Consider the following 25,455-nt stretch of genomic DNA (forward strand, 5'->3'; position numbering starts at 1 on the left):
TGAGATAGCCTATTTAGTTATTTTATAATCTGATTTAATTTATTCTTCACCAAGATTTAAAGGGTAAGCATAAGTACCTTGAAACCCCGGATAAATACCTAACAATCTTACAGTACCAGAACCAGCTTTAGATAATGCTGCTTTTAACTCGTCTATGTTTTTTACTTCTACACCATTTACCGAAGTAATTACAAAGCCATCTTGCATTTTAGTTTTCTTCAACAAACCTTCTTCTTTCAATTTCTTTACCAAAACACCACCAGCAATATCATTTGCAGCAGCAATTTTCTTATCTAAGTTTTCTAAGTCTGCGCCTAATTTATCGGTAACACTTTCAATTTTTACAATGTCAGTATTACCAGCTTTGTTTTTAAGTGTAAGGCTTACTGTGTTTTCTTTACCATCACGTTTGTAAGTCAATGTAATTTTATCAGATGGTTTGTAGCGAGCCACTTGTTCTACCATTTCAGGGCCGGTTGTTACAGCTACACCGTTTACTTTAGTAATGTAGTCGCCTTTTTTTATGCCAGCTGCTTTTGCAGCACCACCTTCTGGTACATCTGATACGTACACACCATCACCATCTTTAATACCTAGTTTAGCTTTTTCTTCTTCGCTAAGACTTTCTTGAGGATAAGAAATACCCAAAAATGCACGTTGTACGGTACCAAATTTCACAATGTCATTCACTATTTTCTTTACAATATTTACAGGTATTGCATAAGAGTAACCGATGTACGAACCGCTTTGCGATGCAATAGCAGAGTTAATACCAATCAATTCACCATTAGTGTTTATTAATGCACCACCACTGTTACCTGGGTTTACAGCCGCATCGGTTTGTATAAAGCTCTCAATTGGTGTTTTGCTTTGACGGCTATTAATATCAATACTTCTAGCTTTAGCACTAATAATACCTGCAGTTACAGTTACGTCAAGACTTAATGGATAGCCTATTGCAAGCACCCACTGACCAAGTTTTGCATCATCGCTATTACCGTACACAATGTATGGTAAGCCTTTGCCATCAATTTTTAATACAGCTAAGTCACTACTTGGGTCAGTACCAACTAATGTTGCTTTGTAAGATTTCTTATTGGTTAGGGTGATGTTAATTTCATCTGCACCATCAACCACGTGGTTATTGGTTACTATGTAGCCATCTTCACTAATAATCACACCACTACCACTAGCTCTTTGTTCAGGTATGGTTTGCGTTCTTGGGCCACCAAAGAAATCGTCAAACATATCACCACCAAACATGTCACCAAAAGGGTTACGTTGACGTTGGTTGTTACTTACTTGTTTGGCTTTTGTTTTAGTTTTAATGTGCACTACAGCTGGTGTAGCAGATGTAGCCGCTGCGGTAAAATCTACAGCACCTGCAGGGTTATTGTTGTTGCCAAAAAAACCTGCATAATTAACAGGTACTTTACCCGGCTCTTGTACACCTGCGTATTGGCTTTGCACAAATTTACCATAGCCCCAAACGCTTGCAACAGCGGTTGTTGTACTAATAGCAACAATTGCTAAGATGTTTTTAAAGTTCATTTTGCTCTGTTTTTTTAAGTTGAAAATCAAATTTGATGCCTTTTCGATTGCAAATAAACAAACCTGTTTAATAGTCAGTTTGTTAATAATCCCATTTAACAAATGTTTTGCTGATAAATGATTTTATGACATTGCAATGTAGCAAGTCTTTGCAAAATTGTCACCAATATTACAGGTAAATAATTTGTACCCAAGCATCTATCGTTCCATCATCATTCGTCCCGCTTTGCATTGCAAGCTTGTGCTGACGAAAGGAAGCATCTTGCGCTGCGGGCTTTCCATTGCAATCGGGGGTAAAGTCTTCAGCGTCTATACTTTCTTCGGCTTTAGCCTTAATTAAATGTAGCTGCATAAAGTGTAGCAATAGCGAGCCTTGATTAGCTTTTTTAAAATAATTCCAATCAAAAGCTAGTATCTTTAAAAAACTTCTAGCGTTTCTAAAAAATATTTGGTAGATAAATAATTACTGCTACTTTTGGCATCGCAATGAAAGCACTAATAGCAAATACTCAATACTACTTTTTCTTTTATTTCTACTTTACCAAAAGTAGCCGGGTAGTATTTGTAAAAGCGTAACAAAAACGAACATTAACAAATTAAAAATACAATCCCGGCCTAATAGGTTGGGATTTTTTTATGCTATGGCATTATCAGTTTCAATACAGGGGTACGAAGGCAGTTTTCACCAAGTGGCTGCACAGCAATATTTTGGCAAAGATGTCAACGTTATTCCTTGTGCTACTTTTAGAGAAGTGGTAAAAATAGCGTCTAACAAAAAACTAGGCGATGCAGGCGTTATGGCAATTGAAAATTCTATCGCCGGCAGCATTTTGCCAAACTATACTTTGCTGCAAAACAATAGTAAGCTTAAAATTGTAGGTGAAGTGTATTTGCCTATTAAGCAACATTTATTAGTAAATCCTGGTGTTAAGCTCGAGGATATTCATGAGGTACATTCACACCATATGGCCATACAGCAATGCATGGAATATTTAGATAAGTTTAATTGGAAATTAGTAGAAACCGATGACACCGCTTTAAGTGCTAAACATGTGCATCAGCGCAAAAGCAAGCATATTGCCGCAGTGGCTAGCAAGCTTGCCGCAGATTTATTTCAGCTTGAAATTGCAGCGCCAAATATTCACACACAAAAGAGTAACTACACACGTTTTTTAATACTAAATCGTGTAGAGGAAGTAGGTGAAATTGCAGGTGCTAATAAAGCATCTATCAATTTCGAAACCAATCATACTAAAGGTAGTCTGGCAAAGGTACTAAGCATTATTGCAGATGAAGACATTAACCTGAGTAAACTACAAAGTATGCCTATTGCTGGCACCAATTTTAAATACAGTTTTCATGCTGATTTAGAATTTACTAATGCACAGCAATTTGAAAATGCTATTGATAAAATGCAAACCCTAACTGAAAAAATTACTGTTTTTGGGGTGTATAAAAATGGTAATCAGTAGCCGCCCCAAACCCCTCCAAAGGTGGGGCTTAAAACATAAAACTTAATGTTATGAATCAAGGAAATGAATTGAAGAAAACGACTTTAGAAATCCCCCCTTTGGGGGGTGGGGGGGCTATTGTGGCTCGCAGGCTAGAAGGTATTGGTGAATATTATTTCTCTCAAAAATTAAGAGAAATAGACGAACTAAATAAGCAAGGTAAAAATATTATCAATTTAGGTATTGGTAGCCCTGATTTGCCACCGCATCCTGATGTGGTGAAGGTATTACAAGAAGAAGCTGCCAAGCCAAATACACATGCTTATCAAAACTATAAAGGCTCGCCTATTTTGCGTAAAGCTATTGTAGATTGGTACGCGACTTGGTACGGTGTTTCGGTAAATGCTGACACAGAAGTGCTGCCACTAATTGGTAGTAAAGAAGGCATCATGCACATCTGCATGACATATCTTAACGAAGGCGATATTGCTTTGGTGCCTAATCCTGGTTACCCAACCTATCGCAGTGCTGTAAAGTTGGCTGGAGGTGTTTCTATTGATTATGATTTGACCGAGGCAAATAATTGGCAACCCGATTTTGCACAACTTGAAAGTCAAGATTTGAGTAAAGTGAAGTTATTGTTTGTCAATTATCCGCACATGCCTACAGGACAGCTACAAGACGTGACTGTGCTTAACAAGCTGATTGCTTTTGCTAAACAACACAATATTTTAATCATTCATGATAACCCTTACAGTTTTATTTTGAATGATACACCTATGAGTTTGCTAAGCCTTGAAGGCGCAAAAGATGTTGTTATTGAATTGAATTCATTAAGTAAAAGTCAAAATATGGCTGGCTGGCGTGTTGGTATGCTAGTAGCTGCAAAAGATAGAATTGATGAGGTGTTGCGTTTTAAAAGTAATATGGATAGCGGTATGTTTTTGCCGGTACAATTAGCAGCAGCGAAAGCGTTAAGTCTTGGTAAAGATTGGTACGATGGTGCAAATGCTATTTACCAAGAGCGAAGGATTAAAGTGTTTGAGTTGTTAGATTTATTAGGTTGCATCTATTCAAAAAATCAAGTAGGCATGTTTGTTTGGGCAAAAATTCCTGCTGCTTACAAAGATGGCTATGCATTAAGCGATGAAGTGTTGTATAACTCAAATGTATTTATAACGCCAGGTGGCATTTTCGGCTCAGCAGGTAATAGTTACATTAGAGTGAGTTTGTGTGGTAGTGTTGAAAAATTTGACGAAGCGATTAAAAGAATAGCCGCCCCAACCCCTCCAAAGGTGGGGCTTTAGAAATCCAAATTTTATTATTATGAGTGAGAATATAATTCTAGAAAGTATTTCTTCTTCCATCCCCCCTTTGGGGGGCGGGGGGGCCACTGTCACCATCGTTGGTGTGGGTTTAATCAGCGGCTCATTTGCATTAGCATTGCGAGATAAAGGATTTGCTAAACATATTATTGGTGTTAGTCGTACCGAAAAAAGTGCCAAACGTGCTATTGAATTAGGCATTATTGACGAGGCACTACCATTGCTACAAGCTATTAAAAAAAGTGATTTTATTTATGTAGCCATACCTGTAGATACTACTATTTCTGTAATGCAAACCATTATGGATAATATCACTGAAAAGCAGTTTGTAGCAGATGCAGGTTCTACAAAATTAGCCTTGTGTGAAGCGTTGCAAAATCATCCGATGCGTCATCGTTTTGTAGCTACGCACCCAATGTGGGGTACTGAATATAGTGGCCCTGAAGCGGCTGTAAGAGATGCATTTAAAGGCAGAGCTTGTGTTATTTGCGAAAAAGAAAAGAGCGACAAAGACATAGTTGATGCCATAGAAACCATTTACAAAACATTAGGCATGAATATGATTTATATGGATGCAGCAGCACATGATATGCATGCAGCTTACGTAAGCCATATTTCTCATATTACCTCTTTTGCTTTGGCTAATACAGTGCTTGAAAAAGAAAAAGAAGACGATGCCATTTTTGCCCTTGCAGGCGGTGGTTTTGAAAGTACGGTTCGTTTGGCAAAAAGTAGTGCTAGTATGTGGGCACCTATTTTTATGCAAAACCGTGATAATGTTTTGGATGTACTGAACGAACACATCACACAGTTACGCAAGTTTAAAAGTGCATTAGAAAAAGAGAATTTAGAGTTTTTAGAAGAGTTGATGAATAATGCAAATAAGATAAATAGAATTTTGAAGTAAGGTATGTCAACACGGATAACACAGATTTTGATGGATTAAAACAGATTTTTTACAGAAAAATAAAGTATCCTGAAAATCAATAAAATCTTACGAAATCCTAGTTCAGACAAACTAACAAAGGCTAAACGACCTATATTAGTTACCTTTGCCGCAAATTTAAAAAATACATGATGACTTTTGAAGAGTTGGGTTTAGACGCTAGGATAGTGCAGGCGACATCTGAGTTGGGGTATGTGAACCCAACCGAAATCCAAGAAAAAGCAATACCAGTATTGCTTTCAGGCACTAAAGACTTTATTGGTTTGGCGCAAACCGGTACCGGAAAAACAGCAGCTTTTGGCTTGCCGTTATTAAATATTATTGATGCAGAAGAACGTTACCCTCAAGCGTTAATTGTTTGCCCTACACGTGAATTGTGTGTGCAAATTGTGAAAGAAATGGAGGGTTTTAAGAAACATTTAAAAGGTGTTTCTGTGGTTGCGGTGTATGGTGGTGCAAGTATTGGGCTACAAATTCGTGATTTAAAACGTGGTGTTCAAATTGTTGTTGCTACACCCGGTCGTTTAATAGATTTAATAGAACGTAAGGCTATTAATTTAGAGCAAATAAAATATGTGGTGCTTGATGAGGCAGATGAGATGCTGAATATGGGTTTTAAAGATGATATTGAATTCATTTTACAAAACACACCAAAAAGAGAAAGTACCTGGTTATTTAGTGCAACTATGCCTCCAGAAATTAGAAAGGTGAGCAAAAAGTACATGACCGAGCCTTTTGAAGTAACTGTAGGTAAAGTAAATAGTGGTAATAAAAGTATCGATCATCAGTACTACGTTACATCAGCGCAGCACCGTTATGAGACTTTAAAGCGTTTAATTGACTTTAATCCTGGTATTTATGGTATCATATTTACCCGTACTAAAGCTGATGCGCAGCAAATTACCGAGAAATTAACCCGTGAAGGTTACGATATTGATGCTTTGCATGGCGATTTAACCCAAGCACAGCGTGATAAAGTAATGGGCGAGTTTCGTGATAAAACTTTGCAATTATTAATTGCTACAGATGTGGCAGCAAGAGGTATTGATGTACAAGGTATTACACACGTAATTAACTACGAGTTGCCAGATGATATTGAGGTGTACACTCACCGTAGTGGTCGTACTGGTCGTGCTGGTAATACTGGTATTTGTATGAGTATTGTTCATGCACGTGAGGTGTTTAAGCTAAAATCTATTGAGCGTTTAATTCAAACACCAGTATTAAAAGTTGAAATTCCTAGCGGTAAAGATGTTTGTCGCAAGCAGTTTTACGGTGTTATGGATAAGATTTTAGAAACTGACATTTCACATGGTGATTACGATACTTATATGCCAATGTTGATGGAAAAATTTGCTGATGTAAGCAAAGAAGAAATCTTAAAACGTATGGCTGCTGTTGAGTTTGATCGTTTCTTGAAATATTACGAGAATGCTGAAGACTTAAATATTCGTGAAGGTTCAAGACAACCTCGTGGTCGTGAATTTGGTAATGATAGAGGTATGGATCAAGGCCGTGGCAGAGCAATAGAACGCAGAGAGCCTCGTGGCCGTGAATTTGGTGGTGAAAGAAGAGAAGCTTCAGGCGGTGGTAACTATGCCCGTTTGTTTGTAAACCTTGGTACTAAAGATGGTTTTTACAAAGCTAGCTTTTTGCAGTTTGTACTAGATATGAGCGATTTGAAGAAAGAAGTGCTTGGTAAAATTGATATGAAAGATATGAATAGTTGGGTAGAGGTTGAACATGGTGCTGCACAACAAATGATTCGTTCTTTAGATGGTAAAAATTATAAAGGCAGAAGAATTAGAATGAACGATGCTAATAGCAGATAGTCTGTTGGTAGTCGTATAACAATCACATCCTGTAATGCTCTAGACCAAACGGTGTCGTCTTTACAAGGAACAAAACAACAAAAATGGAAGCAACAATTGCAGCCCCAACAATGAAAGAGGTTACACAAGCAGCGTGGAACAAACGTCCGTTAATTATTAGCGGCCCATGCAGCGCTGAAACAGAAGAGCAAGTAATGGCAACCGCCACACAACTAGCTGCAACTGGAAAAGTAGATGTATTACGTGCAGGTATTTGGAAGCCACGTACACGTCCTGGAAGTTTTGAAGGTATTGGTACCAAAGGTTTACCTTGGTTACAAGCTGCTAAAAAAGCAACAGGCTTGCCAGTGGCTGTAGAAGTCGCCACTGCAAAGCAAGTAGAAGATGCACTACATTTTGGTGTAGATATTCTATGGTTAGGTGCTCGTACAACTGTTAACCCTTTTAGTGTGCAAGAAATTGCGGACGCATTGCGTGGTGTAGATGTGCCGGTATTAATTAAAAACCCTTTGAACCCAGATTTAGAACTATGGTTAGGTGCTGTTGAGCGTGTTGCAAAAGCTGGCATTCAACAAATTGGGTTAATTCACCGTGGCTTTAGTAGCTATGGCAATACCGAATATCGCAACGCACCAATGTGGCATTTGGCTATTGAAATGAAGCGTCGTAATCCACAGTTAATGATGATCAACGATCCATCACATATTTGTGGCCGTCGTGATACTTTGATGGATGTTGCACAAAAAGCGATCGATTTAGATTTTGATGGTTTAATTATCGAAAGTCATATTGACCCAGATACTGCTTGGAGCGATGCGAAACAACAAGTTACGCCAGCACGTTTAGGCGAAATGATTAGCAGCATTAAATGGCGCACTGAGGATGTAAATTCTGAAGAGTTACACGCTAACTTAGAAAAATTGCGTCAGCAAATTAATCAATTAGATGATGAATTGATGCAAATTTTAAGTGCTCGCATTAAAGTGGCAGAAAAAATTGGTCAATACAAAAAAGACAATAATATTACCATTTTACAAACCAATCGTTGGAACGAAATCTTAGAACGTGCTTTCAAACAAGGTGAAAAACTAGGATTAAGCAACGAGTTCGTTACCAAATACTTCGATGCCGTACACATGGAAAGCATCAACCATCAGAACAAGATTATGAATTCATAGTCACTATATTTAGACCTATAAGGTTTCAAAAACCTTATAGGTCTTTCTTTTCTTTTTGGGTAACCAGCGTTCTGTTTTTCAATTTGGCATCGTTGCGTCGCACACTTGTATGTTTAGCCCTTTTATTAGCTATTTACCATGCAGGAAGTGTAAAAACGCACCCGAAAGCGTAAAACCGCAGCAGGAAGGCCAAAACCGCACTCGAAAATGGTTGAACCGCATCCGAAAATGACCAAACCGCAGTAGAAAATCATAAAAACGCTACCTAAAACGGATAAACCGCTACCGAAAATGATTAAACCGCAGCCAAAAATCATAGAAACGCTACCGAAAACGGGTAAACCGGATGCGAAAATCATAAAAACGCAACAGAAAATAGGTAAACCGCAGCAGGAAAAGGGTAAACCGCATCCCCCTTCAGGGGTTAGGGGCAAGCAAACTTTCAAATTTACTACCGCATCTGTTGATTATTATTTCAATGCTTCTATCAAGCAGTTAAAAGAAATAGTCGATCCTGCACATGCCATCATCATTACAGATGAAAATATCAATGCTTTACATGCTGCTAAGTTCAAAGGCTTCAAAACCATTGTTATTCCAGCAGGTGAAAAGCATAAAAATCAAGCTACAATAGATGGTATCATCAATCAATTAATCACCTTACAAGCTGATAGAAAATCAACTTTAATAGGCATAGGTGGTGGTGTTATTACCGATATGACAGGCTATGTAGCTAGTATTTACATGCGTGGTATTGCCTTTGGTTTTGTACCTACCACATTGCTAGCAATGGTAGATGCAAGTATTGGTGGTAAAAATGGTATTGATGTAGGTATTTATAAAAACATGGTAGGCATCATTCGTCAGCCTAAGTTTTTATTGTACGATGTGAGTTTATTGAAGACTTTGCCACAGGCAGATTGGAGCAATGGTTTTGCAGAAATAATTAAACATGCTTGCATAAAAGATGCACCCATGTTTAAGCTATTGAAAGAAAATACCTTGGCTAAGTTTCAAAAAAATAAAGAATTATTAGCCAAATTAGTAGAACGCAATGCCAAGCTAAAAACCAAAGTTGTTCAGCAAGATGAGTTTGAGCAAGGCGATAGAAAGCTTTTAAACTACGGCCACACTTTAGGTCATGCTTTGGAGAATCAATACGAATTATACCATGGGCAAGCTGTGGCAATTGGTATGGTATATGCTGGTATTATTTCTAAACAGTTACTTAAGTTTAAACAAACCGATGCAGTGGTAGAAGTATTGGCAAAATATGGCTTACCTACGCAAATGGATTTTGACAAAACACAAGCCATCGAAGTATTAAAGATGGATAAGAAAAGAGAAAAATCGACCATTAATTATATTCTGTTAGAGAAAATTGGTAAAGGTGTTATTAAGCCACTACCATTATCTGACATAGAAACTATTATTCAACAATTTTAAATTCCCCTTTAGGGGTTAGGGGCATGATTGCAACCATACAACCATCTACATTAACTGGCGCTATTACAGCACCTGCATCTAAAAGCTCTATGCAAAGGGCTTGCGCTGCGGCTTTGCTGCATGTAGGTAAGTCTATTATACAAAACCCTGGCACATCCAACGATGACCAAGCGGCTATAAAAATGATTCAAGATTTAGGTGCTACCGTTGAATTTATCAACGATGCAATGGTGGTTAATTCTAAAGGCGTAGCAGGTTCTTCAACCCACCCTTTGGGGGGGCTTGGGGGGGCTGTAGTAAACTGTGGCGAAAGTGGCTTAGGTATTAGAATGTTTACACCTGTTGCAGCATTATCAAGTGAGCAAATTACCATCAATGGTAAAGGCAGCTTATTGACTAGACCAATGGATTTCTTTGATGAAGTGCTACCACAAGTTGGTGTGAAAATTACTTCTAAAAATGGAAAATTACCCTTGCAAATTCAAGGGCCACTACAACCACAAAACATTACAGTTGACGGTAGTTTAAGTTCTCAATTTTTAACTGGTTTATTGTTTGCTTACGCAGCAGCCTTCCCAAACCCTTCCAAAGGAAGGGCTGAAGACACAGTAACAATAACTGTAAAAGATTTAAAAAGCAAACCCTACGTAGACCTTACGTTAAAAGTAATGGAAGCGTTCAAAATGAATGTTCCAGAAAATAAGAATTACGAAGAATTCGTTTTCCATAATTCTAATATCCCCCTTTTGGGGGGCGGGGGGGCTACCATCAATTACACAGTAGAAGGTGATTGGAGCGGCGCAGCATTTTTGTTAGTTGCAGGTGCTATTGCTGGTGATATTACCGTAAAAGGTTTGGACGTATTTTCTACTCAAGCAGATAAAAAAATATTGGAGGCACTTCATGATTGTGGTTGTTTATTATCAATTAGAGACTATGAAATAGATGTTGCTCATCCCCCTTTAGGGGCTGGGGGCGTACTTAAAGCCTTTCATTTTAACGCAACAGATTGCCCAGATTTATTTCCACCATTGGTAGCTTTGGCTGCTTATTGCGAAGGCAAAACGGTGATTGAAGGCGTTAGTCGTTTAGCTCATAAAGAAAGTGATAGAGGTATTACGTTGCAAGATGAGTTTGGTAAAATGGGCTTGGAAATTATTTTGCAAGACGACCTAATGATTATTAATGGTGGTAAGGGTTTGAAGGGTGCGCATGTACATTCACGTCACGACCATCGTATTGCAATGGCTTGTGCTACTGCTGGCTTAAGAGCTGCTAGTGAGGTGGTGATTGATGAAGCTGAAGCTATTAATAAATCTTATCCAGACTTTTACAAGCATATTGAAAAACTAGGAGCAATTGTATCTGTTGCATAGCTTTTTTTAAAGTTGAACTATGAATTCATTTGGACGCATATTTAGGGTAAGCATTTTTGGCGAAAGCCATGGCGAAAGTGTAGGCATTAATATTGATGGCTGCCCTGCTGGTTTGCATTTATCTGCCGAGGATTTATTGCCAGATTTAGAGCGCCGAAAAGGTGGTAAAGGCAAAGGCACCACACCAAGGCAAGAAGCGGATTATCCTTTTTTTAAAAGCGGTGTATTTAATGGTAAAACCACTGGTTTTCCTATCACTATTTTGTTTGAAAACAACAATACACGTAGCGAGGATTATCAAAAACAAAGAAGCTTTCCTAGGCCAGGCCATGCTGATTTTACAGCGCATGAAAAGTTTGGCGGTAATGAAGATTATAGAGGTGGTGGACATTTTAGCGCAAGATTGACTACAGGTTTAGTAGCGGCTGGCGCTATTGCCAAAAAATTATTGCAGCATATTACAGTAACCGCAACCTTAACAGAAGTTGGCGGATTAAAAGATATTGAACAAGGTTTACAAAAAGCCATTGATGCTAAAGACTCGGTTGGTGGTATTGTAGAGTGTGTGGTAAAAGGCTTGCCTGTTGGCTTGGGTGAACCTTATTTTGATTCGTTAGAGTCTACGTTGGCACACATGATGTTTGCTATTCCTGCGGTAAAAGGTATTGAATTTGGTAGCGGCTTTGCAGCAGCAGCCATGTTTGGTACAGAACATAATGATGTGATTGAAGACATGACTGGCAAAACCACTACTAACCATGCTGGTGGTATTGTTGGTGGCATTAGCAATGGCAACGATTTGGTATTTAGATTGGCCATTAAACCAACATCATCTACACCAAAAGTGCAACATAGCCTTAACTGGGAAACAGGGCAAATGGAAGACTTTTCCATTAAAGGTCGCCACGATTTATGTGTAGCGTTAAGAGCACCGGTTATTGTAGAAGCTTGCACAGCCATTGTTTTGGTTGACAGCATGATGCTAGAAAATAGAATTCCAAGAGTGTTGGCGCCCCTAGCCCCTAAAGGGGAATTAATATACCATATAACTACAAATGAGTCTTGGGCGCAAGCACAAGCAACTGGCAACTATGAAGCGGCATCATTAGATAGTGAGGGCTTTATTCATTGCAGTACAGATGCGCAAGTTGCTGGCACATTAGAGCGTTTTTTTGCTGGGCAAACTAATCTTGTAAAATTGGTAATTGATCCTGCGAAACTGGTGCATGATTTAAAATACGAGCAAGCAAGTGACGTGGATATGCTTTTTCCGCATGTCTACGGTGTGATTAACGTAGATGCAGTAACTGACGTGATTACTTTGTAGTGCTAAAAATTTCAAATTTCAAATCCCAAATTCATCATGCACAGTTTCATCATCAACGCTTCTATACAAATTATACCTGTAGTAACTGATAAACATCCTTATGAATGGGTAGATGAGGCTATTGCCATTATACAAAAGTCTACCACCGTACAACACGAAGTTGGCCCTTTTGCTACGGTAGTTGAAGGTAAATATGACGATGTAATTAAAGTGATACACGATGTAAACGAATATTTGTACAGCCGTGGTTGCAGCGAATGGATAACTAATTGCCAAATTCAAATTCGTAGTAACGGCAATATTACAGGCGATGAAAAAACAGAGAAGTTCAAATAAAAATATCACCACATAGACACAATAGGCACATAGAAGAAAGTATTGGAAAAATCCAATGAGTATCCGTTATTTAGAAAACTTAGATATTTAATATTACAAAAAGTGCCTGAAATTGCTGAGTAGCGATAAAAATGTACAAGTGAGTGACACAACAGAAGTATCATAGTAGTAATGCAGCTGGTTAACAAAGACATGATTCTAATTCGCAGATAGTTCTTAAAATACTTAATAAGCTTGCCGAACTAGCTTTTTCATTTGCTTAAAATGAATATCTAAAAGCTCGAAATAAGCAGCATTTGGTAAGTAATAATACCACCATTCTGTATCAAGTGCTTTAAAGCCTTGTTGTTCCATGGTAGTTTTTAGTAACTGTCTATTTGCCAAAACAACACTATCTAATTGCATGTAATTGTGATGGGCTTTCTCGGTGAAATCATCAAATGTGGTAGGCATTGGTAATGGCAGGCCTGTTTGCAGATTGTATAAAGTGAGGTCTACCGCAATGCCTCTATTATGGCCGCTACCTTTTGCAGGGTTAGCTGCATATCTATCGTCAGGCACTATTTGCCACATGGTTTTAGTAACGCTATAAGGGCGGTAAGCATCGTAAATTAATAAGCCTAATCCTTTTGTTTTCAAGTTATTGGCTACAGCCTGCAAGGCTTTTGCAGCAGCTAAACGTAGGTAGGCTTTGGGTTGATGATATAGAACTTGGTGCGTAAAATTATTTGCGGTAGCATATATAAAGTTTGTTTTTACATTAGCTACATACTTATTAATGGCTACCATTTGCTTTAAGGAATCTTGAGTGACTAAAGCCTTAAAATCAACTGTATTGTTTACGATGGTTAATCCAAATTCATTTTTTGGCAAGGTGTTTGCTAATTGCGCTGCACTTCTATTACTACCTAATAAAAAAGCACTTGCTAGCATTGTAATGATGTATCGTAGCTTCATATTGTACTAATAGATTTTTTGTTCATTAATATACAACAACATGAGATTATTTCTTCTGATAGTAGCTGCCTTTTTATTCGTAGGTGCAGCAAAAAGTCAAAATTTAGACTCTACTATTAACCTAAATATCCTAGATAAATACCAGCCAATTACTGGAAAAGCTAGCTTTTACAGCAAAAATTTACACGGTACTAAAACATCAACTGGTGAAAGATATGACAATAATAAACTTACAGCAGCTAGCAACAGTTTTAAGCTAAATACTTGGGTTAGAGTAACCAATATGAGCAACGGTGAAAGTATAACTGTTAGAATTAACGATAGAATGCATCCTAAAATGGCAAAAAGAGGTCGTGTGATAGATGTAAGTAGGCTTGCGGCTGTCAAATTAGATTTTATTGAAGCAGGTATTACTAAGGTGCAAGTAGTGCAAATTGATGCGCCTGAAGATTCCACTACCTTTTTAACAAAAAAATATCAAAATCCTTAAAATTCAAATTACACCTGTATTTTCGCACCAATTATAAAAACAAGTTTATGAAGAAAATCGTTCTACTATTTGTTTCCGCAGCAATAGCTGTTACCACATTTAGCCAAACAACTAACCTAAAAAAATTACCTACTTTAGGCATTGGCTTTAATTTAAAAGATTTTAAAACTGCTGGCTTAATCAACTCAAAGTCTTTAAGCGATGTTTTAGTAAATAAATCGTACGCTAAAGTTAGTGAAATGGCTCCTGGCCTAAATGTTAGTTACTACCAAGGTTTAACTAATAATATTGATTTCATGGCTACTTTAGGTGCCACTTTTACTGAGTACACTTATAAAGGCAAAACTTTTGGTACTAGCAGTAATTTTTTACTAGATCTTGATGCACATTTAAACTTCAAGCTATTAACTGATAATTATTTTGTGGTTCCTTATATCACTGCTGGTTTAGGAACTTCTATGTACAGAGGTACTTATTTCATGGCCAACGGTATTAGTGGTCTTGGTTTGCAATTTAAATTAGGTGAAGGATCATTCATTTTCTTGCAATCAACTTATAAGTATCACATTTCTGAGAACAGTAAAGAAAACTTAAACTACTCATTAACTTTTGCCTCTCCATTGGTAGATAAAAAGCCAGCACCAATAGTAGCACCACCTGCTGCACCAGTTGTTGTTGCTGAAAAAGATACTGATGGTGATGGTATTGTAGATAGTAAAGACAAATGTCCTGCTGTTGCAGGTACAGTTAAGTACGATGGTTGTCCTGTACCAGATACTGATGGTGATGGTATCAACGACGAGAATGACAAATGTCCTACAGTGGCTGGTTTAGCTAAATACAATGGCTGCCCAATACCAGATACTGATAAAGATGGTATTAACGACGAGAATGACAAATGTCCTACCGTTGCTGGTGTTGCTCGTTACCAAGGTTGCCCAATACCAGATGCAGATGGTGATGGTGTTAATGATGAAGAAGATAAATGCCCTACAGTTGCTGGTGTAAGAGAAAATGCAGGTTGCCCTGTAATTAAAGAAGAAATAGTTAAGAAAGTTACTAAGAACGCACAGAATATTTTCTTTGCAATTAACAAAGCTATTTTACTTAAAAAATCATACAAATCTCTTGATGAAGTTGCGGCTATACTAAAAGAAGATGCAGCTTTGAAATTAGATATTGAAGGTCATACAAGTAGCACTGGTACAGATAAAATTAATATTCCTTTAAGTAAAAATCGTGCTGCTGCCGTTTACGATTATATGATTAAACAAGGTATTGATGCTAGCAGATTAACTTCTGAAGGCTTTGGTTCTAGCAAACCAGTTGCAGATAACAAAACCGAAAAAGGTCGTGCCTTAAACAGACGTGTTGAAATGAAATTACGTTACTATTAGTAGGTAAATCAATAAAATGTTATAACTAAAAGTCTCAGTTGCACCATGCAACTGGGACTTTTTTATTGATAGTGGTATTACATCAATATTTAAAGAAAAAGCACTTAGCCGTAGATATTTATAGCTTCACGATAGGTGTTGCAATGGGCTTCTACTATCACTTTTACATCAGGGCTATAACCGCCACCCATAGCTACCACTACAGGTATTTGATGTTGGTGTAAGGTGTTAAATACGTAGGCATCTCTTTGTCTGCAACCATCAATAGTTACTTTTAGTTTGCCAAACTTATCTGTCTCTAAAATATCTACACCGCTTAGGTAAAACGCAAAATCTGGTTGTACAATTGCAATCAATGCTGTCAAATGTTTGTCTAGTAAACCCAAATAAGTATCAGTATCACAGCCATCAGTAAGCCCTACATCAAGATTGCTTTTTTCTTTATGAAAAGGGTAGTTATGCTGCCCATGCATACTAAATGTAAATACGGCTGGATTATTTTCAAATAGCTTGGCAGTACCATTGCCTTGATGAACATCTAAATCAATAATCAGTATTTGCTTTACCAGCTTATGATGAAGTAAATAATTACTTGCTACTGCCATATCATTCAGCATGCAAAACCCTTCGCCTCTATCTGCAAAAGCATGATGCGTACCACCTGCTACATTTAGTGCCACACCATTGGTAAAAGCATAATGGCAACAATCAATGGTGCCTTGGGTAATCATTAACTCACGCTTTGTAAGCATAGGTGACTGTGGAAAACCAATCTTTCTTTGTTCTGATGCAGATAACGTTTGCTGCATTAGTTTATTTAAATAAGCCGCATTATGTGTTAGTAAAATGGTTTCGCTGCCGCAAATGTTGGGGCTAAATAAATTGGCTTCGGTAATGCTGCCTTCATGTAATAACTGCGCAGGTATTAGCTCATATTTAAGCATTGGAAAACGATGTCCTTCTGGTAAAGGATGCGCATAAATTTTGTTGAAAGCTATTTTGATGCCCCCGACCCCTAAAGGGGAGTTATTAAGCGTATCTATTTGTTTTAATTGATGCATATTATATTTTACCCTTTAGTAGAGATAGGTAACATTTCTAAATATTATCCCCTTTAGGGGCAAGGGGCACGATGGTATTCGGCGATACTATTGCATACACACTATCACTTTTTTTGGGTGTAACAGCAGCAAGTCCTGTAAATCGGCTAAAAGCTGGCAACACTGCATGCTGTGTACCAAAGTAGAAACAAGGAAAACGCAAACTTTGTTTGCTAATGCCTTTTATTAAAACACCGGGGTGAATATGACCGCTTATGATGTAGTTACTAGTTGCAGATTGTTGGTCACTTTTAGCTAAGTCGTGTTGAAAGCTGACATTACCAATCGTCAATGCTTCTGGGTGAATTTTGATATTCGCATTTGCATACCAATCGGCTTTAAGTATATCGTGATTACCTTTTATTAAATGGATATCCAGTGAAGCAATATCATTGCGCCAGCGCAAAAACAAATCCAATTCTTTATTCGCTTCGCTATGAAACATGTCACCCACTACCAGCAATTGTTCTGCCTTAAAAAAAGTGATTTGGTCTAGCAATCGCTGCATGTCTTCTTTAAATACATCTTGCGGTACAGCAATGCCATATTTACGAAAATGCCCAGTTTTGCCAATGTGCAAATCGCTAACTATCAGCGCTTTTTCTGCTTCCCAAAAAAGGCAACGCTGTGGCGAGAGAATAAACTGTTGATTAAAAATGATATGAGAAACTAACTGCATGGTTTGGCAGCAAATATAATAGCATGTGTAGTATTATATGGGGTAAATAGAAGTGAGTAGAGGATAAGTAGAAGTAAGCAGATTAATTTATGCTGCCATTGTATCATCATAATATACTGCTAGTTTAATAATGCCAAACTGCATACACTTGATGGTAAGCTCATGACGGTCTGCCACATTAAATTGCGCACACATAGTTTTGCAATAATCTTTAACCGATGCGTAACTCACATTCATTAAGCCCGCAATGTCATTAAACGATAATTCTGCAGCATTCAATATGGCAAATTCAATATGCTTTGGTTTTAAGTGATGGTAATTAACAGCAATTACTTGTTTAGTAGAAATAGAAGTACCTATTTTTTTAGGTTCATTTACTATCAATTCATCTATCATTTTCTCGCCTTTTAAAGCATTTTCTATCGCTTCTTGTATCATGTTTCTTTGCTTGAGATACGTTTGATAAACCACCGATTCCTTCGTTAAAAAATACTTTGAAATAAAACAAGTAGCCCCTTCGGCTAATACTTCTCTTATTAGCCGTTCATTAGTATGAGATGATACGCCAATTATTTTAATACTAGGGTATTTAAAGCTACAATACGTGCTTACAAGTAAGCCATTCATGTATGGCATATTAATATCTAGCAATAGTATAGTAGGCAGTTTATCAGCTTTTAGTTTTTGTAACTGCTGTAATAAATCTTTACCGTTTGGTGCAGTTAGTAATATTTTATAGCCTAGTGCAACTACTTCATTTTGTAAAGCACGCATACTTGGTACATCGTCTTCTGCTATGGCTATCGTAATCATACTAGTTGTTTTATGGGTGTGTAGGTGTTAAGTTATAGCAATTTTATTGTAGTAGGATACCTCATATATAAAAATTGCTGCAATGTAATAGTTGCTTTGTAAAATACAAATTAAAATTAGCTTATTTAACAAAAAACTATCCCTGTGGCTAGTTTTTAAAAATTTTACTACCTTTTTGTTTTGATTTACAATAGTATATATAACCATTTACAGTGTTTGCTAAAAACCTACCTACGGCTATTTTTTTTAAACAAACAACTACTTATGTTTACATTGTTAAATAAATAAGGAAGTACAACTTATTTACGCAACGCAGTTAATGGCCATTAACCAATAGTGCTACCCTTAAGCACTTAAAAAACTAGGGCGCTGAACAACCAACCCATGGCGATAGACAGGTGAGGAAAATAAAAAAACTTAATTAAAATGACACAAACATTAGATTTAAATAAAATGGGCTTAACGCCTATGAATGAAGTTGAAATGATGACTACAGATGGAGGATTAGACTGGCCATCATGGTTAAAAGGTGGAATCTACGCAGCAGCTGCTAAAGAAATTGTAGATCATTGGGATGATATAAAAAAAGGATTAGTAGATGGATGGAACGCACTTAAATAACTTTTAAAATTTAAAAAATGGACTTATCAAAATTTAGATTAGAGGAATTGTCTACTAAAGAGAAGAATTTAGTAAACGGCGGTAATTTCTTTTATGATATTGCTTTTGGAGTGGCTTATGTTGCCCATGCAATATATGAAATTGGTGTAGCTGGAGGGGCTTATCAACAATCTTTACCATCCGGATTAAAGAAATAGCTCTAATATCACTGCACAAATGAAGTATACGTTTTATATAAATTTCATTCTCTGAAGTACAATAATGTCAAATACTAAATAGTGTTTGCTTTTACATGGTTATGACAGCCCAGATAACTGGGCTGTTATTGTAAAATATTTAATTATGCGAAGTTTATTTTTAAATCACTTGTCAAACACTAGAAGTAGTATCATTGCACTATATGTCTATATGCTAGATCTTTCAATATCTTTTCTCTTCGCATTTCTTTTTCCAAAGACCAATAGTTTGGGCTACAGTTTTTCAACAGTCTATGAAGAATTTATCTTAGTTGTTATAATAGCACCAATAATTGAAACTTACTTATTTCAACACTTTTTAATAAAAATTTTGGAAATAAAAACTAAAAAATATTTTCATATAATATTTATATGTTCTTTAGTTTTTGGTCTTTTACACACATATAATTTGGTATATTTTTTTAAAGCTTGTATATCTGGTTTTTTATATAGTTTTTTGTATTTGTGTATACGTGATAAAAAATCAAACCCAATCTATTATGTTCTTTTATGTCATTCAGTCTATAATTTAACTGGCTTTTTGGCTAATCACTTCACTTGATATTTTTTATTACTAAATATAATTGAATTAGTGTTAATACCACTCTCTTACACCCAAAACACAGCCATCGCCTACCTGCCCAAAGTAAAAAGTAGTAGCTATCTGCTCTACTTGCTGTTAATAATTGGCTTGGCAGGTGTGTTTGCCTCATTACCATTTATTTATACTGATATTTCGGTACGTAGTAGCGGTATTATTAGGCCTACTAGCGAACGTACAGAAGTAAAGCCAGTTATTAGCGGTATTATCAGCCAATTAAATTATAAAGAAGGTGATACAATACAGCAAGGTGCTATAATACTCAGTTTAAAAGACCCTAGCACCAAAAGCAAAACCTTACTAAACACCTTTGAAACAACTCAAAGACAGCAGTTTATTAAAGACCTACAAGTATTAAGTGCTATCGATTTTTATAAACAAAGTACAGAATTACAAAGCTTGGTTAATCAGCTTTCGTCACCTTTATATAAAGAACAGGTAACACGCTTTTTACATCAAAAAACAGAACAGGATATACTGCTAAAAAAAGCAGTAAAAGAATTGGAAATGAATACCATTCTTGCTAAAGACAAAGTAATAAGCCCAAAAGAATTTTTCGACTTTCAAATGCAGGAACAACGGCAACAAGCCAGCCGTAAGGCACTAATACAAGAACAACTAAGCAATTGGCAGCAAGATTTAGCTAGGTACAAATTAGAGCTATCTCAATACCAACAACAAAGCAACCAAATAAGTACAGATGCCAGCTATTACGAAGTAAAAGCGCCTACAGGTGGTGTTATTCAAGGTATTAATAACCGCTATGCAGGTGGCTATTTACAAACCAATGATGTAATTTGTAATATTTCACCATCGGGTATAGTAATAGCAGAGTGTTATGTAGCTGCCAATAATGTGGGGCTTTTAAAACTACACCAAGAAGCCCGATTTCAAATAGATGCATTTGACTATAATTATTTTGGTATTGTAACTGGTAAGGTACAAAGCATTGATAACGATTATACTGTGGTTGATAATAAACCTGTGTTTAAAGTACGTTGCAGTTTCGATACCACACAGCTACACTTAAAAAATGGTTACAGTGGCGAATTAAAAAAAGGGCTCACTTTTCAATGCCGCTTTATGGTTTCTAGAAGAAGTATGTGGCAATTATTGTGGGATAAAATAGATGACTGGCTCAATCCTACTTCACCAGTAAAACAAGCTTAGTTTAAAAATCCGTCACTGCGAGGTGCAGCTTGTCCCGTTAATCGGGAAAGCAGTCTGCATTGTTATGAGACCATCATATTCATTTGCCGATTGCTACGTGCCTCGTAATGAGGGTTGCCTTGAGAATTTACAACACCTTCTAAAATATAATTTTTGAAACGTATTATTAAAATTAAACAACGGGATATTACCGATTGTGGGGCAGCTTGTATTGCATCTATTGCTGCACACCATCAGTTAAAACTACCAGTAAGTAGAATACGCCAATTTGCAGGTACTGACAAGCGAGGTACTAATGTATTAGGCCTAATTGAAGCTGCTGAAAAACTAGGCTTTCAAGCCAAAGGAGCAAAAGGTGCAGTAGATAGTTTAGCAAAAATTCCATTACCTGCTATTGCGCATGTTATTCTAAAAAATGGGCTACATCACTATGTGGTAGTGTATAAGGTAACGGCTACGCATATTGTGTATATGGATCCTGGTGATGGTGATACACACAAAGAAAAACTAGACTTTTTTAAAGAAAAATGGAGCGGCGTAATTGTGTTGCTATTGCCAGATGAGGGCTTTCAAAAAGCAAACAATAAAACATCTAATACTAAACGCTTTTGGCAACTGTTACACCCACAAACCAGCATTATGCTACAGGCATTAATTGGTGCGGTAGTTTACACGGTTTTAGGGCTAGCCTCATCTATCTACATGCAAAAGATTATTGACTTTGTATTACCAGATGGTAATATAAAACTGCTCAACCTGCTAAGTTGTGTAATGATAGTAATACTTGTTTTTCAAACTTTTATAGGTGGTTTTAAAACCGTTTTAGGGTTACAAACTGGGCAAATGATTGATGCAAGATTAATACTAGGCTACTACAAACATTTACTACAACTGCCACAACGTTTCTTTGATACCATGCGTGTGGGCGAAATTATTAGCCGTGTAAACGATGCAGTAAAGATTAGGATATTTATTAATGATGTGGCTTTAAATATTGTTGTAAATATTTTAATAGTCTGCTTTTCTATTGGTTTAATGTTTCTGTATTACTGGAAATTGGCAGTAATCATGTTATGCATTGTACCCATTTATATAGTGGTTTACATTATTAGCAATAAAGTAAACAAAAAATGGAATAGAACTTTAATGGAGCAATCTGCTGACTTAGAAACACAGTTAGTAGAAAGCCTAAATGCGGTAGGCACAGTAAAGCGGTTTGGCCTAGAAGAATACACCAACATAAGAACCGAAAATAAATTTATACAACTATTACAATCAGTATATAAAAGCAGTATTTATGGTTTATACCTTGGCACTAGTTCCGATTTTGTTACTAAGCTTTTCACCATTTTGTTGTTGTGGGCGGGCAGCTACTTTGTTATTAACCGAGAGCTTACGCCTGGTGAGTTACTATCATTTTATGCATTAATAGGCTATTTCACAGGGCCTGCTGCATCGCTAATTGGGGCAAATAAAAGCATACAAGATGCCCTTATTGCTGCCGACCGCTTATTTGAAATTATAGATTTAGAGACTGAAGCAAGTAACGAGAATAAAGTTGAATTAACCCCTGAACTAATTGGCGACATACATTTTAACAATATCAGTTTTCGCTATGGTACAAGAGCAATGGTATTTGAAAATTTATCATTAACCATTAAAAAAGGCGAAAGTACTGGTATAGTGGGCGAGAGTGGCAGTGGTAAATCTACCATGCTATCATTACTGCAAAATTTATATCCATTAAAAGAAGGCAATATTACCATTGGTGGTTTAGACTTACAATACATCAGTAATAAAAGCCTAAGGCAACGCATTAGTGTTGTACCACAACAAGTTGATTTATTTGCAGGTACTATTATAGAAAACATTGCAGTAGGCGAGTTTGAGCCAGATGTACAACGCATTTTACAATTATCTACCCTGCTAGGTATTAATGAGTTTATAGAACAATTACCTGCTACTTATAATACCATCATTAGCGAACAAGGCACTAACTTATCTGGTGGTCAAAAGCAGCGGCTAGCCATTGCAAGAGCATTGTACCGTAACCCAGATATTTTGATATTAGACGAAGCCACATCTAGCCTTGACCCTACCAATGAACAAAAAGTACAAAACACCCTGGCTTGGTTTAAGCAAAAGGGTAAAACCATCATAATCATTGCCCACCGCCTTGCTACTATAAAAAATTGCGACCATATTATTGTGCTGAAAGAAGGCAAGCTATTAGAACAAGGTACGCATGAGCAACTATTGGCAACTAAAAATTTGTACAGCAATTATTGGAACGATTTAACCATTTGATAAATTCATAATTATGAAGCTGACAGTTTATATAGAGCGGATAAATAAGCTACACAAAATGCTAAGTAGCGAAAAAACTGGTACACCCAAGCAATTAGCTACTAAACTAGGTATTTGTGAAAGCCGCCTATACTGTATAGTTGATGACCTACGATTACAAAATGTACCCATAGCCTACTGCCGAAAACGAGAAAGTTACTATTATACTCGACCCTTTAAAATAGCCGCTAGCTTGCTATTGCAAGAGCTAAATGATGAAGAAATAAAAAATATTTCTGGTGGTGTTGCTTACTACTTTTTTTGTAGAGTGGAGCAAAATAGCTTTGTAGCATCAATGGCCGTTGGTACAGGAGATGATACGAACCTGCCTAAAAAAGAGTGGGGTATTTAAACTTAAAAATTAAATTTACAAACAATGACACAAACATTGGATTTAAACAAAATGGGCTTAATGCCTATGAATCAAATCGAAATGATTGAAATTGATGGCGGTGAGTTCCCATGGTGGGCTGGTCCTGTTGGTGCTTTAGTTTGGTGGGTAGCCGATAATTGGGATGACCTCTCAGCAGGTGCTAAAGCAGCCATTAAACAGTATCAATCAACACATAAAATTTCTTAATTACAAAACAAAAAGTTATGACAAAGAATGATTTAACAGTTAAAAATTATGGACTTGTAGATCTAAAAGAAAATGAACTTTTATCTATTAATGGAGGTTCAGAGCTACCAAGTGTAATAAACGGAAAATCGATGGCTTATTGGGTTGGGTATTATGTTATGCATGGGTTAACACATTTGGTTAACTGGGAATACGTAACAGACTAATTTAAAATTGTAGGCTGCCATATGTAATGGCAGCCTATTTATAAACTTGATTATATTTTGTACATGAACTTATGATTAAAATGACAACAAAAAAACTTAAAATCCACATACTATTTCTAATTAGCCTTGCAAGCCTTGCTTACTCATTTATTGTGGAAAATGTTTTTTTAAAAAACATAGATATGAAAGGCTATAAACCTAAAAATATTTATGAAGAAATAGCAATAGCTATAGTCGCTGTACCAATTATTGAAACACTAATTTTCCAAGCTCTTATTTTTTATATTGTTCGCTTGTTTGATAAATGGTTAAACAATAAATTGGGCATTGTATACATAATAATCTCTGGCTTTGCTTTTGCAATATCTCATACTTACTCTTTGTACTATATGGCTTATATGATTGCGCCAGGCTGCTTACTTGCATACATGTTTTATGTTAGAAAGAAAGATGATAATAGTCCCGTTTTAAGCGTTTACTTAATTCACCTATTTTATAATACACTTGTTTCATTAGTTAATCATTTATAATTATTGCTAAAAATTTCCCTCAAAATATTTCTATATCTAAAAATCTTGTTTTACTTTAGCAATACACCAAAATCATTATACCATGCCTACAGAAGTTACAAGAAAATACACTACATCCGATGCTATTATGCTGATAGTATTGTCAACTATTGTTGAAAATGCCATTGCCAATTTGCCTTTTTTACTAACCAAACGTAGCATTTGGGCCAATCCTTTTTTTCCTAATTTACAAACACGCATTGATACCATTATACAAACCTATCTTGGGGTAGATAATGCCAAAGACTTACGTAATGCTACCAAGGCAGTAGAAGCCATTCAAAAGCAAGCATTAACCACTTTAGGCGAAATAAACACGCAAATTGTGGCTGACTTTAAAAAAGTACCTGAACGTAGAGACGAAATTTTAAAAACATTGGGCTTTAAAACCTACTATCAAGATGCTTACAAAAGCAAAAGCCAAACCGCCCTTATTAATTTACTATACAGCATAAAGCAAAACCTAAGTGCCACATTAAAAACAGAAATAACCACCAAAGGCACAGAAGCAAGCAGCCTAGAAGCGGTAATAAGCTTTGCTGATGCCCTTAAAAATACCAACGTAACACAAGAAACCTACAAAACCGCAAAACCTACCAACACTGCCGAAGCGATAAATACATTTAACGATATTTATGACGATGTGATGAGCGTAGCTACCGTAGCAGCAAGATTTTTAAAAGAAGATAAAGCCAAGCAAAGCGGTTTTATTTTTAGCAAACTTGTAGCTGCCCAAAAAGCCATCAGCGCTACTACTGCTACAAAAGCTAAAAAAGCAGCTAAAACACCACCACCAAACGCTTAAAAGCCCCCTTTTTTCTATATATTAGGCTTACCTGCTTTTAAAACAGGGCAAACGCATCTAAATTTATTTTTTGCATACTTATTAAGTAAAGGCGAACGTTTTGGATAGAAAACATTT

At 36.6% G+C, this 25,455-nt stretch carries 27 protein-coding genes; 21 read left to right on the forward strand and 6 right to left on the reverse strand.

Annotated elements, in window-relative coordinates; translation table 11 throughout:
* Positions 1–39: 39 nt before the first annotated feature.
* Both ACT9TX_RS10795 and ACT9TX_RS10800 read right to left on the reverse strand, forming a co-directional pair.
* The gene (locus ACT9TX_RS10795) at positions 40–1,551 is read right to left on the reverse strand and encodes a Do family serine endopeptidase (RefSeq protein ID WP_481338299.1); all 1,512 of its coding nucleotides are present in this window, start codon (positions 1,549–1,551) and stop codon (positions 40–42) included.
* 169 nt (positions 1,552–1,720) lie between these two features.
* On the reverse strand, positions 1,721–1,903 hold the full coding sequence (locus ACT9TX_RS10800) for a hypothetical protein (protein WP_481338300.1): 183 nt from the start codon (positions 1,901–1,903) through the stop codon (positions 1,721–1,723).
* 289 nt (positions 1,904–2,192) lie between these two features.
* Here ACT9TX_RS10800 and ACT9TX_RS10805 point away from each other — a divergent pair, with 289 nt between their 5' ends.
* The 9 genes from ACT9TX_RS10805 (at position 2,193) to ACT9TX_RS10845 (ending at position 12,768) form a co-directional block, all read left to right on the forward strand.
* Positions 2,193–3,023 (forward strand): prephenate dehydratase, encoded by an 831-nt coding sequence (locus tag ACT9TX_RS10805; protein WP_481338301.1) that lies wholly within the window; start codon positions 2,193–2,195, stop codon positions 3,021–3,023.
* Positions 3,024–3,073: 50 nt separating this feature from the next.
* A complete protein-coding gene (locus tag ACT9TX_RS10810; RefSeq protein WP_481338302.1) occupies positions 3,074–4,309 on the forward strand; it encodes a pyridoxal phosphate-dependent aminotransferase in 1,236 nt (411 codons plus the stop codon).
* Positions 4,310–4,328: 19 nt separating this feature from the next.
* Positions 4,329–5,234 (forward strand): prephenate dehydrogenase, encoded by a 906-nt coding sequence (locus ACT9TX_RS10815; protein ID WP_481338303.1) that lies wholly within the window; start codon positions 4,329–4,331, stop codon positions 5,232–5,234.
* A 167-nt stretch (positions 5,235–5,401) separates the two neighbouring features.
* Positions 5,402–7,105, forward strand: coding sequence for a DEAD/DEAH box helicase (locus ACT9TX_RS10820; RefSeq protein WP_481338304.1), 1,704 nt, complete (start codon positions 5,402–5,404; stop codon positions 7,103–7,105).
* A gap of 83 nt (positions 7,106–7,188) precedes the next feature.
* Positions 7,189–8,283, forward strand: a complete 1,095-nt coding sequence (locus ACT9TX_RS10825) for a chorismate mutase (RefSeq protein ID WP_481338305.1) — start codon at positions 7,189–7,191, stop codon at positions 8,281–8,283.
* A 291-nt stretch (positions 8,284–8,574) separates the two neighbouring features.
* Positions 8,575–9,729, forward strand: a complete 1,155-nt coding sequence (gene aroB / locus ACT9TX_RS10830; protein ID WP_481338306.1) for a 3-dehydroquinate synthase — start codon at positions 8,575–8,577, stop codon at positions 9,727–9,729.
* A gap of 23 nt (positions 9,730–9,752) precedes the next feature.
* Entirely contained in the window at positions 9,753–11,105 is a 1,353-nt protein-coding gene (gene aroA, locus ACT9TX_RS10835) for a 3-phosphoshikimate 1-carboxyvinyltransferase (protein WP_481338307.1), read from the forward strand.
* A 19-nt stretch (positions 11,106–11,124) separates the two neighbouring features.
* Positions 11,125–12,432, forward strand: a complete 1,308-nt coding sequence (locus ACT9TX_RS10840; RefSeq protein ID WP_481338308.1) for a chorismate synthase — start codon at positions 11,125–11,127, stop codon at positions 12,430–12,432.
* Between the two features lie 36 nt (positions 12,433–12,468).
* Entirely contained in the window at positions 12,469–12,768 is a 300-nt protein-coding gene (locus ACT9TX_RS10845) for a thiamine-binding protein (RefSeq protein WP_481338309.1), read from the forward strand.
* A gap of 225 nt (positions 12,769–12,993) precedes the next feature.
* Here ACT9TX_RS10845 and ACT9TX_RS10850 read toward each other — a convergent pair whose 3' ends face one another.
* Positions 12,994–13,725 (reverse strand): M15 family metallopeptidase, encoded by a 732-nt coding sequence (locus ACT9TX_RS10850; protein WP_481338310.1) that lies wholly within the window; start codon positions 13,723–13,725, stop codon positions 12,994–12,996.
* Positions 13,726–13,765: 40 nt separating this feature from the next.
* Here ACT9TX_RS10850 and ACT9TX_RS10855 point away from each other — a divergent pair, with 40 nt between their 5' ends.
* Positions 13,766–14,215: a septal ring lytic transglycosylase RlpA family protein gene (locus ACT9TX_RS10855; protein ID WP_481338311.1), complete on the forward strand. Its 450-nt coding sequence runs from the start codon at positions 13,766–13,768 to the stop codon at positions 14,213–14,215.
* 47 nt (positions 14,216–14,262) lie between these two features.
* Positions 14,263–15,612, forward strand: coding sequence for an OmpA family protein (locus tag ACT9TX_RS10860; RefSeq protein WP_481338312.1), 1,350 nt, complete (start codon positions 14,263–14,265; stop codon positions 15,610–15,612).
* A gap of 104 nt (positions 15,613–15,716) precedes the next feature.
* On the opposite strand, the gene ACT9TX_RS10865 is transcribed toward ACT9TX_RS10860, so the two are convergent.
* From ACT9TX_RS10865 to ACT9TX_RS10875, 3 genes are all read right to left on the reverse strand, one after another.
* On the reverse strand, positions 15,717–16,673 hold the full coding sequence (locus ACT9TX_RS10865; protein WP_481338313.1) for a histone deacetylase family protein: 957 nt from the start codon (positions 16,671–16,673) through the stop codon (positions 15,717–15,719).
* 37 nt (positions 16,674–16,710) lie between these two features.
* On the reverse strand, positions 16,711–17,391 hold the full coding sequence (gene pdeM, locus ACT9TX_RS10870) for a ligase-associated DNA damage response endonuclease PdeM (protein WP_481338314.1): 681 nt from the start codon (positions 17,389–17,391) through the stop codon (positions 16,711–16,713).
* Between the two features lie 87 nt (positions 17,392–17,478).
* Positions 17,479–18,204: a response regulator gene (locus ACT9TX_RS10875; RefSeq protein WP_481338315.1), complete on the reverse strand. Its 726-nt coding sequence runs from the start codon at positions 18,202–18,204 to the stop codon at positions 17,479–17,481.
* Between the two features lie 426 nt (positions 18,205–18,630).
* Here ACT9TX_RS10875 and ACT9TX_RS10880 point away from each other — a divergent pair, with 426 nt between their 5' ends.
* The 10 genes from ACT9TX_RS10880 (at position 18,631) to ACT9TX_RS10925 (ending at position 25,338) form a co-directional block, all read left to right on the forward strand.
* Positions 18,631–18,825, forward strand: coding sequence for a hypothetical protein (locus ACT9TX_RS10880; RefSeq protein ID WP_481338316.1), 195 nt, complete (start codon positions 18,631–18,633; stop codon positions 18,823–18,825).
* Between the two features lie 17 nt (positions 18,826–18,842).
* Positions 18,843–19,022 (forward strand): hypothetical protein, encoded by a 180-nt coding sequence (locus ACT9TX_RS10885; RefSeq protein WP_481338317.1) that lies wholly within the window; start codon positions 18,843–18,845, stop codon positions 19,020–19,022.
* 211 nt (positions 19,023–19,233) lie between these two features.
* Positions 19,234–19,623 carry a CPBP family intramembrane glutamic endopeptidase gene (locus tag ACT9TX_RS10890; RefSeq protein WP_481338325.1) on the forward strand — a complete coding sequence of 130 codons (390 nt, stop codon included), beginning with the start codon at positions 19,234–19,236 and terminating at the stop codon, positions 19,621–19,623.
* 30 nt (positions 19,624–19,653) lie between these two features.
* On the forward strand, positions 19,654–20,832 hold the full coding sequence (locus ACT9TX_RS10895; protein WP_481338318.1) for an HlyD family secretion protein: 1,179 nt from the start codon (positions 19,654–19,656) through the stop codon (positions 20,830–20,832).
* A 153-nt stretch (positions 20,833–20,985) separates the two neighbouring features.
* Positions 20,986–23,139: a peptidase domain-containing ABC transporter gene (locus ACT9TX_RS10900; RefSeq protein ID WP_481338319.1), complete on the forward strand. Its 2,154-nt coding sequence runs from the start codon at positions 20,986–20,988 to the stop codon at positions 23,137–23,139.
* 13 nt (positions 23,140–23,152) lie between these two features.
* The gene (locus tag ACT9TX_RS10905) at positions 23,153–23,530 is read left to right on the forward strand and encodes a hypothetical protein (protein ID WP_481338320.1); all 378 of its coding nucleotides are present in this window, start codon (positions 23,153–23,155) and stop codon (positions 23,528–23,530) included.
* Positions 23,531–23,554: 24 nt separating this feature from the next.
* Complete coding sequence (locus ACT9TX_RS10910; protein ID WP_481338321.1) at positions 23,555–23,758, forward strand: hypothetical protein; 204 nt, start codon at positions 23,555–23,557, stop codon at positions 23,756–23,758.
* A 17-nt stretch (positions 23,759–23,775) separates the two neighbouring features.
* Positions 23,776–23,964, forward strand: a complete 189-nt coding sequence (locus tag ACT9TX_RS10915; protein ID WP_481338322.1) for a hypothetical protein — start codon at positions 23,776–23,778, stop codon at positions 23,962–23,964.
* 80 nt (positions 23,965–24,044) lie between these two features.
* Positions 24,045–24,494 (forward strand): CPBP family glutamic-type intramembrane protease, encoded by a 450-nt coding sequence (locus ACT9TX_RS10920; RefSeq protein ID WP_481338323.1) that lies wholly within the window; start codon positions 24,045–24,047, stop codon positions 24,492–24,494.
* A gap of 82 nt (positions 24,495–24,576) precedes the next feature.
* On the forward strand, positions 24,577–25,338 hold the full coding sequence (locus tag ACT9TX_RS10925) for a hypothetical protein (protein ID WP_481338324.1): 762 nt from the start codon (positions 24,577–24,579) through the stop codon (positions 25,336–25,338).
* Positions 25,339–25,455 lie beyond the last annotated feature (117 nt).

It is taken from the genome of Parasediminibacterium sp. HNIBRBA5674 (assembly GCF_056745525.1).